The sequence below is a fragment of the Ruegeria sp. BHSC276 genome (assembly GCF_059612945.1).
In genome coordinates, this window is record NZ_JBXWRP010000009.1 from 118,330 (window position 1) to 131,708 (window position 13,379).

Below are 13,379 nucleotides of genomic sequence, written 5' to 3' on the forward strand. Positions count from 1 at the left end.
ATTTCCCTCAGCTTTTCGCCTCTGTGCCTGACCTTCCGCGCCCAGGCCATCACGCCGGCTTCAACAGCCCGTCCAGCGCTTTGATCGGGCGTTTTTGCCGATCTTTCGTGACGCTGCCGCTGGGGGGAAACACCTGCTTGCCGGCCTCGACCATCAGCACCCCGCCGGCCATGATCGTCGGAATGCGCTGGCCGGCTTTCTCGATCAGACTGCCCGAGCGCAGCCAGAAGCGCCGAAACGACGGCGGCATGTAGAGGGCCGAGCAGTGTTTTTCGGGCAGGAAATGGTGAGCCCGCAGCTGTTTGTCCAACTGGGTCGCCGAGTACGGGTGGCCATACCCGAACGGCGTGCGATCGGTCCGCGACCACAGCCCGGCCCGGTTGGGCACTACGAATATGGCGCGTCCGCCAGGGCCCAGCACGCGCCAGCATTCCTCCAGCAACTGGCTGGGCCGTTCCGAGGTTTCCAGCCCGTGCATCACCACCAGCTTGTCCACATGTCCGGTCTCAATGGGCCACGCGGTTTCTTCGGTCAGCACCGACACATTGGGCATTCCCGCGGGCCAGGGCATCACCCCCTGCGGGCCGGGCATCAAGCCCACCACACGCCTCGCATCCGCCAGATACGGACGCAACAGCGGAACGGCAAAGCCGAACCCCGCAACCGTCTGTCCTTTGGCCTCGGGCCAAAACTCGACCAACCGCCCACGAATGGCGGCCTGCGCGGCCCGCCCCAACGTGCTGCGATAGTAGAAGTTTCTCAGATCCTGCACATCGAGATGCATTGCGGACACCCGGTCAATCGGCTTAGCTGGCCGCAGTCTAGCAACGAAAGGGCAAAAGGCCATGCCTCTTGAAATAGTCACCGTTCCGTGCCTCAGCGACAACTACGCCTTTCTGGCCCATGACGCGACCACCGGCGAAACGGCCCTGATCGACGCCCCCGAGGCTGGCCCGATCTTGTCCGAACTCGACGCACGCGGCTGGCGCCTGACCCATGTGCTACTGACCCATCACCACTGGGACCACGTCGATGGCTTGGCCGACATACTGGACCGGCACCCAGCCCAGGTCGTCGGCGCCGCGGCCGACGCGCATCGTCTTCCCAGCCTGGATATGCAGGTGGCCGAGGGCGACCTGTTCGAAATCGGCGGCGAACCTGTCGAGGTCTTTGACGTTTCGGGACACACGGTGGGCCATGTTGCCTATTACATGCCGCAAAGCCATGCGGTGTTCACCGCCGACAGCCTGATGGCGCTGGGCTGCGGCCGCCTGTTCGAGGGCAACGCCGAGCAGATGTGGTCCTCGTTGTCCAAACTGGCCGCCCTGCCCGACGATACGCTGGTCTGTTCCGGGCACGAATATACCCAGTCCAACGCGCGGTTTGCCTTGACCGTCGATCCGGAAAACCCCGCCCTGCAACGACGCGCTGCCGAAATCGACGCGGCGCGGGCGGCAGGCCGACCGACCGTTCCGTCATCATTGGGCCTGGAAAAGGCAACGAACCCGTTTCTGCGCGCCAGGGATCCCGCGATTCAGGCGCATCTGGGCATGGTCGGCGCAGACCCCGTCCAGGTTTTTGCCGAGATCAGGGCTAGAAAAGACCGTTTTTGATGCCTAAATGCCCTTCATCACGGACACGGTCGCAGTAAATGTGACTGTCAAGTGAAAGAAAACCCTTGAAGCGTCGGCCTGATCAACCAAACTCTAATAGTATGAGGTCATGGTTGGGATGGGGATCCGACCCATTCTCGAACCCCCTGTCCGGCCCAATACTAGAGGAGCACCCGCGTGCCTTCATTCTCGAGCACACTTGAACAAGCCATCCATGCGGCCCTGGCGGCGGCGAACGAACGGCGTCACGAATTCGCAACGCTGGAACATCTTCTGCTGGCGTTGCTTGAGGAGCCTGACGCGGTGCGCGTCATGAAGGCGTGCAGCGTGGATCTGGAAGAATTGCGCCGGTCTTTGGTCGAATTCATCGACGAAGACCTGTCGAACCTCGTCACCGACATCGACGGGTCCGAGGCGGTGCCGACCGCGGCATTCCAGCGCGTGATCCAGCGAGCGGCGATTCATGTCCAAAGTTCGGGTCGGACCGAGGTGACCGGTGCGAACGTGCTGGTGGCCATTTTCGCCGAGCGTGAAAGCAACGCCGCCTATTTCCTGCAAGAGCAGGACATGACCCGCTATGACGCGGTGAATTTCATCGCGCATGGTGTGGCCAAGGACCCGGCCTATGGCGAAAATCGCCCGGTCACCGGGGCTGATCAGGGCGAAGAGGAAACCCAGTCCTCTGCCGGCGAAGCCGACCAGAAGGAAAGCGCGCTGGGCAAGTATTGCGTGGACTTGAACGCCAAGGCCCGCGCAGGCGATGTCGATCCGCTGATCGGTCGCGCCGACGAGGTCGAGCGCTGCATTCAGGTTCTGTGCCGCCGACGCAAGAACAACCCGCTGCTGGTGGGTGATCCGGGTGTGGGCAAGACGGCGATTGCGGAAGGACTGGCCTACAAGATCGTTCAGGGCGACGCGCCCGAGGTGCTGTCGAACACGACCATCTATTCGCTGGACATGGGCGCGTTGCTGGCCGGCACGCGCTATCGCGGCGATTTCGAAGAGCGGCTCAAGGCCGTGGTGACCGAGCTTGAGGACCACCCCGACGCCGTGCTGTTCATCGACGAGATTCACACCGTGATCGGTGCGGGTGCCACGTCGGGCGGGGCCATGGATGCCTCGAACCTGCTGAAACCCGCGTTGCAGGGCGGCAAGCTGCGCACCATGGGCTCGACCACCTACAAGGAGTTCCGACAGCACTTTGAGAAGGACCGCGCGCTGTCGCGCCGGTTCCAGAAGATCGACGTGAACGAACCCTCGGTCGAGGACAGCGTGAAAATCCTGCGCGGTCTCAAGCCCTATTTCGAAAAGCATCACGACATTAAATACACCGCCGACGCGATCAAGACCGCGGTCGAGCTGTCCGCGCGTTACATCAACGACCGCAAGCTGCCCGACAAGGCGATCGACGTGATCGACGAGGCCGGTGCCGCTCAGCATCTGGTGGCCGAAAGCAAACGGCGCAAGACCATCGGCGTCAAGGAAATCGAGGCCGTGGTGGCCAAGATCGCACGCATCCCGCCCAAGAACGTCACAAAGGACGATGCCGAGGTTCTGAAGGACCTTGAGAACTCGTTGAAACGGGTGGTGTTCGGGCAGGATCAGGCAATCGAAGCTCTGTCCAGCGCGATCAAGCTGGCGCGGGCCGGTCTGCGCGAACCGGAAAAACCCATCGGCAACTACCTGTTCGCTGGTCCGACCGGTGTCGGCAAAACCGAGGTCGCCAAGCAGCTGGCCGACCAACTGGGCGTGGAACTGCTGCGTTTCGACATGTCGGAATACATGGAGAAACACGCGGTCAGCCGTCTGATCGGTGCGCCTCCGGGCTATGTCGGGTTTGATCAGGGCGGCCTACTGACTGACGGCGTTGACCAACACCCGCATTGCGTGCTGTTGCTGGACGAGATCGAGAAGGCGCACCCGGACGTGTTCAACATTCTGCTTCAGGTGATGGACCACGGCGAGCTGACCGATCACAACGGCCGGACGGTGAATTTCCGCAACGTGGTTCTGATCATGACCTCGAACGCGGGCGCGCAGGAACAGGCCAAGGCCGCAATCGGTTTTGGCCGCGACCGGCGCGAGGGCGAGGATACGGCCGCCATCGAACGGACATTCACGCCCGAATTCCGCAACCGTCTGGACGCGGTGATCTCGTTCGCCCCGCTGCCGAAAGAGGTCATCCTGCAGGTGGTCGAGAAATTCGTTCTGCAGCTCGAGGCGCAGTTGCTGGATCGTGGCGTGACCATCGACCTGACCCCAAAGGCTGCCGAATGGCTGGCTGACAAGGGCTATGACGACAAGATGGGCGCCCGCCCATTGGGTCGCGTAATCCAGGAGCACATCAAGAAGCCCCTGGCCGAGGAGCTGTTGTTTGGCAAGCTGGCAAAGGGCGGCGTGGTTCGCGTGTCGGTCAAGAAGGGCGAGTTGGATCTGGAGATTCTCGGCCCTGAAAACCCGCGGATTTCCGGCAACAAACCGCCACTGTTGACAGCGGACTGACCCCGATGGGACATCAGACATGGGACCCGGCAGCGCTGCTGCCGGGTTTTTTCATGCGCTGCTCCCGTTTGGCGGGCCCAGCGACGGATCGGCACCAGCCAACCGTATAATCCGAAACAGCCATCCAATTCGGACAGCGGTATGACCCGCCAAATCGCAATTATCTGGACAATTGTCCTTGCGACCACAGCCATAGGCTGCATTGCCATGGCAGGAACCGGCCCAGGCGATGCGCCTGGGACCATCGCGACTTTTTTCTTCGATATGCAACTGCATTGAGGCGGACAACCGGCTGCCGACGTCCGTTCGAAATTCGCCGTGTCAGCGTTCGGTCAGCTTCAGCTCGATCCGGCGGTTTCTTGCGCGGGCTTCGGACGTGTCGGCGTTATCCACGGGCTGAAACTCACCAAACCCGTTGGCGGCAAGCCTATTGGGCGGGATTCCCAGTTCGTCGACCATGTAGCGCACGACCGACAAGGCCCGCGCCTGACTCAGCTCCCAATTGTCGCGATACTGCCCGCCGGGCGTCACCGGAACGTTGTCGGTATGACCGTCCACGCGGATCACCCAGTTCAGTTCCGACGGGATTTCCGCCGCCACGCTGCGCAGGATGTTGGCCACCTTGGCGACTTCGCGCTTGCCGTCTTCCGACAGGACGGCCGACCCCGGCGGGAACAGAACTTCGGAGGAGAACACGAAACGGTCGCCCTCGATGCGCACCCCTTCCTGGTTGCCCAGAACGTCCCGTAGCCGGCCGAAGAACTCGGAACGATAGCGTTGCAAATCCTCTGCCTGCCGCGCAAGCTCTTGGTTCTGGCCGGCCAGTTTCTCGGCCTCGGCCTCAAGGCGGATCCGTTCCGCCTCTTCCAGAAGCCGCCGTTTCCTCTCCTCCGAAGCAGCCCGCGCCAGCGCCGCGTTCAGGTCCTGCCCAAGCGTCTGAATCTGCACCTCGGCGGCAGCGTTGCGTTCCTTGTAGTCATCCAACAGAGCCTGCAGCGACCCCAATTGATTGCGCAAAGCGGCTATCTGCTGGTTCAGCAGAGCCGTCTGGCGCTGCGCCTGGGTCGAAATGGCCTTTTCCTCGGCCAGCGTCTCACGGGCTATCTCCAACAGGGCCACGCGCTCAGCGGCCAGCCGCCGTTGTTGGTCGGCCTCTGTCTCGGCCTTGGTTCGGGCGGCCAGCGCCGCCTCCAGCCGGGCCTTGAGTTCCTCGGGGTTCAATTCACCGAATTGCCGCTCCAGCTCGGCCTTGGCGGCCTCGGCCGCCGCCAGCAGAGTCAGGGTTTCTTCGGCCTCCTTCCGCTGCGCCTCGAGCGCCAGCGTCATCGCCGTCAGTTCGGCATCCGCGTCCTGCAGTTTCTCACGCAACGCTTCGGCGGCCGCAGCCTCGGCCAAGCGGGCGGCTTCTTCGTCGGTCAACCGGGACTGCAACTCGGAAATCCGTGCCGCCTGCTCATCGCCGGCCTTTTCCAGATCCGCCACCATCGCCTCAAGCGCCTCGCGCCGCGCCGCCGCCAGCCGCGCGGCCTCGGTCTGGGCGTCGATCTCGTTTCGGCTTTGCGCCAGCGCCAGGTTCAGCGCCTCTTGTTCGGACAGCAACTGTTGACGTTGATCTTCCAACGCGCCGATCCGGGCCTGCGTGCGCTGCTGTTCGGCCAGCAGGGCGGCCACCTGCGCCTCGAACCCGGTGATCCGCGTCTGGGCGGCCTCCAGTTCGGCGGCGCGCTGGTCGCGCTCGGCGGTCAACGAAGACACCAGCGCCTGTGCCTGTGCCAGATCCTGTTCCGTCTGCGACAGGGTTGCATTCAAGGCGCCCAGGCGGGCCTGAAGGCGACTGTTTTCCCGCTCTTCCAGCCCCAGCGCGTCGGCCAGCGCCGCAACCTTGTCCGACAGCAGGGTCAGTTCATCCTCCTGCCCCGAAATCGTTTCGCGCAGAACGAACTGGACCACCATGAAGATGGTCAGCACGAAGGTCAGCACCATCAACAGCCCCGTCATCGCATCGACGAATCCGGGCCAGACCGAGCCCTGAAAACGCTGACCGGTGCGGCGGGACAGGGCCATGATCTAGTCTCCTCCCGGGGCCGGTCGCACCCCCCCGCGCGAGGAAGTCAGCGCCTTGATCAGTACCTCGAAATCCTTGCGCAACTCGTTCATGCTGTCCTGGCGGCCGGCCGAAATCTCTTCAAGAATGCGCAGCAACTGCACGTCCATCGACCGCAGGCGCATGCGGCTTTCAGCATCGATCCCCTCGCCCGCGCCATGTTCGCGCATGTGGTCCAACAACGCCTCTTGCCCCAGCGCCACACGTTCCAGCGCGGCGGTTACGTCCTCGCCCTGCGCCTGGCGCTGGTTCATCTCGGCAATGACCTCGACCAGGCTGCTCAACCTGGCCGAGACCTCGGCCCGGTCTTCCTGCTGGGCGACGAACAGATCCTGCAGCGCGTCCATCTGTTCTGACATCGCATCCAGAACCGGCGTCAGAACGGCCAGTTCTGCGCCGCCTTCGTCGCCGGCGGCAAACCCCACCCGGGTGATCGAGGACAACCACTCCTCAAGCTCGCGGTAGAACCGGTTCTGGCCGTGGCCCGCAAACAGCTCGAGCAGCCCGACGATCAACGACCCCGCAAGCCCCAGCAGCGATGATCCAAAGGCCACGCCCATGCCCTGAAGCTGGCTTTCCAGACCGGACATGAGACGGTTGAACACGGCCAGGCCTTCTTCACCTTCCTGCGGGTTCAGGCTGCGGATCGTATCGACGATGGCCGGAACGGTCGTGGCCAGACCGAAAAAGGTGCCCAACAGCCCCAGATAGATCAGAAGGTTGGTGATGTAGCGGGTGAACTCGCGCTCTTCCTCGATCCGCACGGCCACCGAATCCAGAATCGACCGGGCCGAGCTGGCATTTAGCTGGGACCGCGCCCCGCGTGACCGCAGCAGCGACGCCAACGGGGCCAGCAATTGCGGTGTCTGGGCGTCCTCGCGAACGACGCCGCCAACGAAGGCCTCGATCCAGCGAACCGAACCGATCAACTGCGTCACCTGATAGAAACAGGCCAACACCCCGATGAAAAAGACCAGAAGGATGAATCCGTTCAGATAGGGGTTCGCTTCGAAGACCGGCCGCACATAGGGAAGCGCCAGAAACACGCCCAGCCCCGAAAGCCCGATTGCGATCAGCATCATCACGATTTGCCGGATCGGTTGCGAGAAATGTGGTCTCGCGCCGTGCTGTGCCTGCGCCATGCGCGTTGTTCCCGGTTTTTGCCTGCTTTGTCGAGAATCTACAGAATTTCCGCCGGCGACGCCAAGGCTTTATGCGGTCAGGCTGCGCACGCGTCTCGACAACCACTCGAGTTCCGGGTCGTGCAGGCCGATCTCGGCCAGATGTGCGGCGGTGTTGTACAGATATTCGGTGTTGGGGCCGCGCCCGCCGACGGCCACGGCTATGATCTGCGCCTGCTCTTCCAGCGGCAGACCGCCGCAATACTGCACATGGTCGGGGTCGATCACATAGGTCACCGCATTCACGGTTCCTCCGGCATCCAACTGAACGTCCAGCATCTTTTCCACGTAGGCCGACGAGATCAACTCCCGCTCGCGCAGTTCGTCCAGCGTGCGCGCCTCGTGGCCCGGCTCGACCGCCAGCGCCAGGCCCTTGCAGTGCGCACTGGGATGTTCATCCAGCGCCAGGACCAGCCCGGGGTTTTCTTCGGTTCCCCGGTGGTGGATCGACCGCATGCAGAACGACCGGGCATAGCCATGCAGCGTCGCGTGTTCGCGCCGGGCTACCGGAAAGCCAGGATTCCACAAAAGCGACCCGTATCCGAATACCCACATCGTCATAGTTCTGGCCCTTGCCCGTTTGGGCCTATAAACATCAATTCCGAGGCAGGAAAAAGGGCCATTCCCCATGCGCCGACTGATACGAGTTCTGATTTTTCTTGCGGTCGTCTGGAGCGCGTATTGGGCCATCGCCGGGTACGGGTTGCGCAGCGCGATCACCGGATGGTTCGACCATCAGCAGGCCCGGGGCTGGCTGGCGGATTTCGCACAGGTCCATACCTCGGGCTATCCACTGCATCACCGCACCCGGTTGGACAGCCCGGCGCTGGCGGATCCGGAGACAGGCACGGCCTGGAGCGCCGACTGGATCGAGTTTCAAAGCCCCGCCATCTGGCCCGGGCGGCAAGTGTTGCGGTTTGCCGACACGCCGCAGAGGCTGTCGTATTTCGACCAGACGGCGACCATTCAGGCCCGGGACCTACAGGCCGAACTTCACCTGCGACCGGGCGTGGCGTTGGAGTTGGAACGGATGGCCCTGTCAGCGGGTCCGTGGTCGGTCATGCGCGATGGAACCGAGTCCGCGGCCGCCGGATCGCTGCATCTGATGATGGAGCAGGTCGAGACACCTGAGAGCTATGCCGTCAAGATCAACTCGGATGCGTTCTCGCCCGGGGACGATCTGCGCGCACTCATGCGCTCGGCCACGTCCCTGCCGCAGGCGTTCGAGACGCTGAAGCTGGACATGAACGTAACCTTCGACAAAACCTGGGACCGTTCCGCGCTGGAGCAACGCCGTCCGCAACCCCGCCTGATCGACCTGCACCTTGCCGAGGTGCAATGGGGCGAACTGCGGCTGCTGGCAACCGGCGCGTTGGAGGTTGATGAACAGGGTATCCCAGTCGGCGAAATGGCGATCAAGGCCGAGAACTGGCGCGACATGATCGCCATGGCCAATGCTGCGGGTGCCCTGCCCGATCAAGCCGTTGATCCGGTCACGCGGGCACTGAACCTGCTGGCCGGACTGGGGGGTAATCCAAATGCGCTGGATCTGCAGCTGAATTTCCGCGACGGGTTCGTGGCGCTCGGCCCGTTGCCGTTGGGGCCTGCTCCGCGCCTGATCCTGCGTTAGCGGCAGTAGGGGCCGCGGCGGTAACGGGCGGTATCCAGATGGAAATGATCCCGGTGATAACGGTCGGAATTCGGCCCCAGAACCGTTCCGAACGGCCCGCACGCTCCACGCCAGATCTTGGTCAGCTGCTTCTTCGAGGGGTTCTTGCGCCACCCGTCCAGAACTGTCACCACCTCGCCATCGGCCATTTTGAACCCCGAGATATCAATGGCCCGACCCTTGCCATGTTCCGAGATCCTGGCGCCTTTCCGGTTGTTCCGGGTGCGGCAAGCGTAGTGTGCGGCAACCTGCAGTTCGACCACTGGACCGCGCCGTTTGAACGTCGGTTTGACGGTCTTGTCGACCCATTTGTTCAACGCGATGGCCGTGCCGCAATCCATCTTCGACGGCCGGCTGAGCGCCACGCCCGACACGGACGTGATTTGGACCGCATCCTTGATCCCGCAGGCCTGGATCTTGCCGGGTACGGTGCCGACCGGCTTGCCCTGTATGGCAATGTCGCCGCACACCGATCCCTTTTGCAGTTTGCGTTTCCTGAAAAGGATTTCCTGTTCCAGCGTTTCGGGTCGCAGATAAGGTTTCAAGGACGAATCCGGCGCGAGGAACGGCAGTGCAGCCGGGCGCGCGGCAACAGCCAGAAACTGAGCGGAAACGGGCCGCAACACGGGTCGCGTCCTTTCCGAAACGGTGATCGGGGTTGCGGTCCCTGCCGGGACATAGGCCGCCGTGACCAGGTTCGTGTCGGGCACAGGCTGTGCAATCGGAACCAAGGATGAATCGGGCGCCGCGGCGCTGGCAGCCTGGGCCAGAACCGCCGCCACCATCGACAAGATCGTTCCCCGAGCCGCCCTCATGACTTGGCCTTTACCCGTCCGAAATCGGGGGCGTCGGTGTCCTGACCCGCGTCGATGATGCCGCGCCGGATCGCCCTGGTGCGGGTGAAATAGTCGAACAGCTGCTGACCATCGCCCGTGCGAATCGCGCGCTGGAGGGCAAACAGCTCTTCGGTAAAGCGGCCGAGGATTTCCAGCGTCGCGTCCTTGTTGGTCAGGAACACGTCGCGCCACATGGTCGGGTCCGAGGCCGCGATCCGGGTGAAATCACGGAAACCGGCGGCAGAGTACTTGATGACCTCGGAGTCGGTGACACGCCGCAGGTCGTCGGCCACACCCACCATCGTATAGGCGATCAGGTGCGGCGCGTGGCTGGTGACGGCCAGAACCAGATCGTGGTGATCAGCATCCATCTCGTCGACATTGGACCCCATCCCTTCCCACAAGGCGCGCAGGCGGGCGATGGCGCCGGGGTCAGACCCTTCGACCGGAACCAGCAGGCACCAGCGGTTGTCGAACAGCTCGGCAAAGCCGGATTCGGGGCCGGAATGCTCGGTCCCGGCCAATGGGTGGGCAGGCACGAAGTGCACGCCTTCGGGAATATGCGGACCGACATCCTGAATAACGTGCCGCTTGACCGAACCGACATCCGAAACGGTCGCGCCGGGCTTTAGCACCGGCGCGATGTCCTTGGAGACGGCGCCCATCGCCCCGACCGGAACACACAGGACAACCAGATCGGCGCCCTCGACCGCCTCTTGCGCGGTGTCGCAGACCCGGTCGCAAAGCCCGATGCGCCGCGCAGTGTCGCGGGTGGCCTCGGACCGGGCATAGCCTGTCACCTCGCCCGCCAGCCCAGCGCGCTTGATCGCCCAGTACATCGAAGAGGCGATCAAGCCCAACCCGATCAGCGCCACGCGATCATAGATCTGGCTCATGCGGCGCCCCCTTTGAACGCGGTGATGGCCGCAACCACGCGGCGACAGGCCTTTTCGTCGCCCACGGTGATCCGCAGTGCGTTGGGCAACTTGTAGCCCGCAACCCGGCGCACGATCAAACCTTTCGATTGCAGATAGGCGTCGCAGGCCTCAGCCTCGGCCTGATCCACGAACCGCGCGAGGATGAAATTGGTGCAGGACGGATCGGACGGAACGCCGATCTTGGCCAGTTCGGCCGACAGCCATTCGCGCAAGCGCGCGTTCTCTGCCCGACAGAACTCGACATATTCCACATCGGCCACGGCGGCCTCCGCTGCTGCGATGGCCGTCAGCGACAGGTTGAAGGGCTGGCGCACGCGGTTCAGCACGTCGATGATTTCGCGTTGCGCATAGCCCCAGCCGACCCGCATGCCGCCCAGCCCGTAAATCTTCGAGAAGGTGCGGGTCATGATTACGTTCTCGAACCGGTCCACCAGACCGGCGCCGCCGTCAAAGCCCGGTACGAATTCCGCGTAGGCGCCATCCAGGACCATCAGGCAGGTCTGCGGCAGGCCCTCGGCCAGGCGCGTCAGTTCGGCGTCCGAGATCATGGTAGAGGTCGGATTGCCCGGGTTGGTCACGAAAACGATCCGGGTGCAGTCGGTCACCGCGGCGAGGATCGCATCGACATCGACCTTGCGGTCGCGCTCGGGCACCTCGACCGGGGTCGCGCCGGCCATACGGGCGATGATCGGGTACATCGAGAATCCATGCTCGGTATGGATCACCTCGTCCCCCGGCCCGGCATAGGCTTGGGCCACGAATTGCAGCACTTCGTCACTGCCCACGCCACAAATGATCCGGTCGGGGTCCAGCCCGTGCCGCTCGCCGATCGCGGCGCGCAGGTTGTAGTGATCGGTCACCGGATAGCGATGCAGCATCGTGGCGCTGTCGCGCACGGCTTCGATCGCCTTGGGGCTGGGACCAAAGGGGTTTTCGTTGGAACTCAGCTTGATGACGTTTTCCACGCCCTCGACATGCGACTGGCCGCCCTGATACAGCGCGATGTCCATGATGCCGGGTTGTGGGGTGATCTTGTTCATGAGGGGCTCCGTTGGTTGCGCCCCTCATACAGGTCTCAAGGCCTTGGGAAAAGCGGCAATTCCGTCACGCCGCCTTGAAGCGGGCGGTTGCCGGATCGGCGGCGTAGAACGGGGCGTATTCCTGCGTGCGGCGCGACAGGTCATTGACGCTGTCGATGATGAACTGAACCGTGTCCTCGGTCATCATGTACGAGAAGTTCAGCCGCACCCAACCCGGTTTCTTCATCTCTTCCCCGGCCGACAACGCCGCGTGCAGCGCCTCCGAGGCCGCCTTGTCGATGCCCAGCAGCCGATGCGCATAGGGACCGGCGCAGGCGCAACCGCCGCGCGCCTGAATCCCATAGATGTCGCTGAGCATCCGGGTGAATAGCTGTTGGTGCACCGGTTGCCCTGTGTTGTCGCGCACCAGGAAGGAAAAGATCGGCAGGCGGTGCGGGTGATCCACACCCAACAGTGTCAGGTTCGGGTTGTCACGCCATCCCTCCAGCGCCATGCGGTTGTACAGCGCCTCGCGCCGGGCGATCTCGTCGGTGCCCACGGCATCCTTGACGATGAAGGCCAGGGCTGCGCGGATGTCGCCGATCACGTTCGGGGTTCCCGCCTCCTCGCGGGTGGCCAGATCGGAGCTGTAGTCGTGGCGCCAGGGCGAAACGAAGCTGACCGTGCCCCCGCCCGGCCAGCTGGGACAGGTGCGGCGCACGGCGCTCTGGGTCACGATCAGAACACCCGAAGCCCCCGGCCCTCCCGGAAACTTGTGCGGAGACACGACGATGGCATCCTTGCGCGCATCGTCCGGCCCCATATCCATCGGCAGATAGGGCCCACCCCCGGCGTAATCCCAGACCGCGCGCGCCCCGTGCCGTTTCAGCAGCCGCGTCACCGGATCGGGGTCGGTGATCACGCCCGTAACGTTCGACGCCGCCGAAAATGACCCGATCACCAGATCCGAATCCGAATGCTCGATCAGCGTCTGTTCCAGCACCGCCATGTCCGGCCCGCCCTCGGGGCCTTCGGGGATCTCGATGACCTGCGCCTTGCTCTCGCGCCAGGGCAGGATGTTCGAATGGTGCTCGTACGGGCCGATCAAGACAACCGGCCGGTCAGCCTCTTGCACTCCCATCAAACTGACCAGCCGGTTGAGCCCCGCAGTGGCACCGGACCCGGTGAAGATCACCGCGTCATCTCCCCTCGCGCCAACGATGCGGGCTATTTCCGCGCGCGCTTCGCGGCGCAGTCGCGTCATGTAGGAACCGCAATAGGAGGCCTCGGTGTGACTGTTCGCATAGAACGGCAACACATGCTGGGCCACAAAATCCTCGACCTGCCGCAATGCGCGGCCCGAGGCAACGTAATCCGCGTACACAAGCGGCACGTCCCCATGCAGACCCGGGATCAGAACGTTCTCTCCGATCAGCCCGTCGCGCAGGGTCGACTTACGAGTGGCGGCTTGGATTTCTGCACGAAAATGGGACAGGGTCATGTCATCGGCTCCATAT

The 13,379-nt window shown here is 63.5% G+C and carries 12 protein-coding genes; 4 read left to right on the forward strand and 8 right to left on the reverse strand.

Translation table 11 applies throughout. From position 1 onward, the window contains the following. Nucleotides 1-49: 49 nt before the first annotated feature. Nucleotides 50-784: a class I SAM-dependent methyltransferase gene (locus tag AC2FMD_RS15440; RefSeq protein ID WP_496678630.1), complete on the reverse strand. Its 735-nt coding sequence runs from the start codon at nt 782-784 to the stop codon at nt 50-52. A 61-nt stretch (nt 785-845) separates the two neighbouring features. On the opposite strand from AC2FMD_RS15440, the gene gloB reads away from it, so the two are divergent. From gloB to AC2FMD_RS15455, 3 genes are all read left to right on the forward strand, one after another. After that, entirely contained in the window at nt 846-1,613 is a 768-nt protein-coding gene (gene gloB, locus AC2FMD_RS15445) for a hydroxyacylglutathione hydrolase (RefSeq protein ID WP_496743469.1), read from the forward strand. A 177-nt stretch (nt 1,614-1,790) separates the two neighbouring features. After that, the gene (gene clpA / locus AC2FMD_RS15450) at nt 1,791-4,115 is read left to right on the forward strand and encodes an ATP-dependent Clp protease ATP-binding subunit ClpA (RefSeq protein ID WP_496678633.1); all 2,325 of its coding nucleotides are present in this window, start codon (nt 1,791-1,793) and stop codon (nt 4,113-4,115) included. Nucleotides 4,116-4,256: 141 nt separating this feature from the next. Beyond that, entirely contained in the window at nt 4,257-4,394 is a 138-nt protein-coding gene (locus tag AC2FMD_RS15455) for a hypothetical protein (RefSeq protein ID WP_496678634.1), read from the forward strand. A 42-nt stretch (nt 4,395-4,436) separates the two neighbouring features. Here the strand turns inward: AC2FMD_RS15455 and AC2FMD_RS15460 are convergent, their stop codons facing one another. The 3 genes from AC2FMD_RS15460 to AC2FMD_RS15470 form a co-directional block, all read right to left on the reverse strand. Continuing rightward, complete coding sequence (locus AC2FMD_RS15460) at nt 4,437-6,179, reverse strand: peptidoglycan -binding protein (RefSeq protein WP_496795220.1); 1,743 nt, start codon at nt 6,177-6,179, stop codon at nt 4,437-4,439. 3 nt (nt 6,180-6,182) lie between these two features. After that, nucleotides 6,183-7,361, reverse strand: coding sequence for a biopolymer transporter ExbB (locus AC2FMD_RS15465; RefSeq protein ID WP_496795221.1), 1,179 nt, complete (start codon nt 7,359-7,361; stop codon nt 6,183-6,185). A 69-nt stretch (nt 7,362-7,430) separates the two neighbouring features. After that, entirely contained in the window at nt 7,431-7,961 is a 531-nt protein-coding gene (locus tag AC2FMD_RS15470) for a gamma-glutamylcyclotransferase (protein WP_496678639.1), read from the reverse strand. Nucleotides 7,962-8,028: 67 nt separating this feature from the next. Here AC2FMD_RS15470 and AC2FMD_RS15475 point away from each other — a divergent pair, with 67 nt between their 5' ends. Then, complete coding sequence (locus tag AC2FMD_RS15475) at nt 8,029-9,030, forward strand: DUF2125 domain-containing protein (protein WP_496687213.1); 1,002 nt, start codon at nt 8,029-8,031, stop codon at nt 9,028-9,030. Here the strand turns inward: AC2FMD_RS15475 and AC2FMD_RS15480 are convergent. The 4 genes from AC2FMD_RS15480 to AC2FMD_RS15495 all read right to left on the reverse strand — a co-directional run bounded on the left by AC2FMD_RS15480 (nt 9,027) and on the right by AC2FMD_RS15495 (nt 13,363). Continuing rightward, a complete protein-coding gene (locus AC2FMD_RS15480; RefSeq protein WP_496743464.1) occupies nt 9,027-9,884 on the reverse strand; it encodes an extensin-like domain-containing protein in 858 nt (285 codons plus the stop codon). The two genes, AC2FMD_RS15475 and AC2FMD_RS15480, sit on opposite strands and share 4 nt — an antisense overlap. Next, nucleotides 9,881-10,801, reverse strand: coding sequence for a prephenate/arogenate dehydrogenase family protein (locus tag AC2FMD_RS15485; protein ID WP_496795222.1), 921 nt, complete (start codon nt 10,799-10,801; stop codon nt 9,881-9,883). The genes AC2FMD_RS15480 and AC2FMD_RS15485 overlap by 4 nt, the downstream gene beginning before the upstream one ends. Further along, nucleotides 10,798-11,883: a histidinol-phosphate transaminase gene (gene hisC, locus AC2FMD_RS15490; RefSeq protein WP_496687207.1), complete on the reverse strand. Its 1,086-nt coding sequence runs from the start codon at nt 11,881-11,883 to the stop codon at nt 10,798-10,800. The genes AC2FMD_RS15485 and hisC overlap by 4 nt, the downstream gene beginning before the upstream one ends. A gap of 64 nt (nt 11,884-11,947) precedes the next feature. After that, nucleotides 11,948-13,363, reverse strand: a complete 1,416-nt coding sequence (locus tag AC2FMD_RS15495; RefSeq protein ID WP_496795223.1) for an aminotransferase class V-fold PLP-dependent enzyme — start codon at nt 13,361-13,363, stop codon at nt 11,948-11,950. Nucleotides 13,364-13,379 lie beyond the last annotated feature (16 nt).